A 2,446-nucleotide genomic window follows, 5' to 3' on the forward strand; every position below is an offset into this window, starting at 1 on the left:
GGATCGCGAGCGGAAACTCCGAGATGTCACCCATGGTCGTCGATCGAACTTAGCGCGGCGGTCGCCCCACCCGCAAGGAACCGGGATGCTCGAACGCGGAGCTCGGGGGTTTTCGTGTCGTGGACGGGTGCCGGTGAACACGATATACCGCGTGGCGCTGATCCTATTTGCTCTCGTCATGTCGGGCGCTCAGAACTCGATGCGTACACCGCCGTTGACGACGATGCCCTCGAGTGGCACAAACAAATAGGCATTTGTATCGTCGACGTTGAGGGCGACGAGGAGAATTTCGTCGACGAGACGAGTGTTTGGCTGTTGGTGAAGGCACGGTGCTGGGCAATGATCGGACGCCGGTAGCAGCGCAAACGGAGGGCGGTGGCGGTTTGGAGGTTCGGGACACACATGGAGCGTGAATTTTGCGCGGGCCCTTAGTGGACGGCGAGTTCGGACGGTTCGGGAGGAGCTCTAGAAGGGGCTTTGTGCTGGAGATGGTCCAAGATGCGTCGGATGACGGCAGGGTCGACGATGAAGGCGAGGAGCTTCATTTTTCCCCTGCATCTCGGACAGGTCAAAGGGTCGACCTCGTAGATACGGTAAACAAGCTCGGCCCATCGCTTGCGCAGAGCGCGTCTTTGCTGGGGAGCTTCCTCGGTGCCTTCCGGCCCGTCTACGGCGGAGTGGTTGGAAGCGATTGTCTCGGAACGGACGCGGTTGGCGTAAGCACCGTAGAATCGGACGAGATGTTTGTTGGGCTCGGGGATGTGGACGAGCACCCGAGCGAGAAATTCGAGCGGGTCGGTCAAAGCCTCATCGTCGAGTTCGTGTCCGGGCTTGGGCTCAAAGACGAGCAGTCCGGAGTCGCGGTCGAAGCGCAGTCGTGAGAGGTTGACGGGCGCTCGCATGAGGTAGCACGCCAGCTTGTGCAGCCCCTCGGTATCATTGGGATAGACCGTGGTTCGATTGTGGACGCTAAAACCCGAATGCCTCCACGAAAGGAGCAGGTCGATGCGCTCTTGGGAAATGAGCCCACGGTCGCGGAGAAGTCGGAACATCTTGTGTCGGAACAGGAGCTCGGCTCGGTGCTCATCGACGTAAGGGACGGGAACCCACACGCCGTCGGGTGTCCATAGGCCTCTGGAGGCGATGGCATGGATGTGCGGATTCCACCGCAGCGACGAGCTGAAGGTCTGGATGACAGCGACCATGCCAGGGCGGGCATCGGGCTCGTCGACGGCAGCGGCCATCATCTCGCGGACGGTCTCGTAGGCGAGTCGTGCGAACTCTCCGAGAAGCTCTCGATGAAAGAGAAAGTAGAGCCGGAGCATCTTGGGCAACGAAAAGACCCACTGAGCATGGGGGACATCGGCGAGAATGTGTTCTTGGAGCAGGGCCGAGAAGAGCGCCGCACGCTTCGCCCCACACGACGGGCAGAGTCCTCGGCCTTTACAGGAGAGCGCGACGAGGAACTCGAAGCGACACTTTGGACAGACGGCGCGGGCGAAGCCTGATTCGAAAAGTCCGCAGTCGAGATAGCTGGCGACGGCGTTATCCCGATACCCTTGCCAGAAGCCGTAACGCCGCTCGAATCGCTGTTCCCACAGGAGTTTCACGGTTTCGTAGTGCTTGTCCAGGAGCTGATAGAGGGAGGTGGCGCGCGGATTCCTTGGTCGGTAAAAGGGAGGGCAATCCTCTGCCCCGGGGAGAAAGGCAGATGATGCCGCCATGGCGCCCATGGCGGGTAAAGACGAGATCGGCTACTTGGAACCTCCCTCGAGGTCGCGAAGGGCCCGAAGAGCTGGCCCGCTCCCCACGTTTCCGGAAGCCGCGTCACCTTGGCGTCATGCCCGTCGCCCCGAGGCGTCGGCGGCGTTCTCCTCCGAGGCCGCGCGCCCTTTATCCGGACCTGGGCCGGCTCCCCAGCGCGCGAGGGGTGAACGGCGTGAAGATGTACCGGGGTCGGGAGACGCTCGCCTACCGCGCACTTTCACGCCTGTTCTACGAGTTGATGGGCCGCTCGCTCGGCCGCGATCTGAAGGGAGACTCCGACTTCAAGCTCCTCGATCGTCAGGTGTTGGACGCACTCCTGCGGTGCCCGGAGCGCCACCGTTTCTTCCGGGGGCTGGTCTCGTGGGTCGGATTTCGAGTCGCCAGCTAGCCTTTCTCCGTCAACGAACGCGCGGGCGGCACGAGCAAGTGGTCGACCTGGAGCCTCTTGCGATACTCGGTTCGAAACCTCCTCATCTTCACTTCACTACCGCTGCGGCTGATCGCCTGGGTTGGGATCGCGGAGGACTTCGTCCGGCCGGTAGGGGTGCATGGCACGGATGACCTTCCCTTCGGGGATCTTGCGCAGCAGGTAGATGTGGGGCCGCGGCCGCGCGCCTGTCTCGTAGCCGGCCACCTCGTAGTGCTCGTCCTGATAGACCACCGTCATCAGGCCGTCCCA

At 62.3% G+C, this 2,446-nt stretch carries 3 protein-coding genes; 1 reads left to right on the top strand and 2 read right to left on the bottom strand.

Annotation, left to right across the window (positions count from 1 at the left end):
* Nucleotides 1–428: 428 nt before the first annotated feature.
* Nucleotides 429–1,724: a transposase gene (locus VEK15_13820; GenBank protein HXV61769.1), complete on the bottom strand. Its 1,296-nt coding sequence runs from the start codon at nt 1,722–1,724 to the stop codon at nt 429–431.
* 215 nt (nt 1,725–1,939) lie between these two features.
* Here VEK15_13820 and VEK15_13825 point away from each other — a divergent pair, with 215 nt between their 5' ends.
* The gene (locus tag VEK15_13825; protein HXV61770.1) at nt 1,940–2,155 is read left to right on the top strand and encodes a hypothetical protein; all 216 of its coding nucleotides are present in this window, start codon (nt 1,940–1,942) and stop codon (nt 2,153–2,155) included.
* Between the two features lie 96 nt (nt 2,156–2,251).
* Here the strand turns inward: VEK15_13825 and VEK15_13830 are convergent.
* Nucleotides 2,252–2,446: hypothetical protein (locus tag VEK15_13830; GenBank protein HXV61771.1), on the bottom strand; the 195-nt coding region annotated here is incomplete at its 5' end.

The sequence above is a fragment of the Vicinamibacteria bacterium genome (assembly GCA_035620555.1).
Lineage (GTDB): Bacteria > Acidobacteriota > Vicinamibacteria > Marinacidobacterales > SMYC01 > DASPGQ01.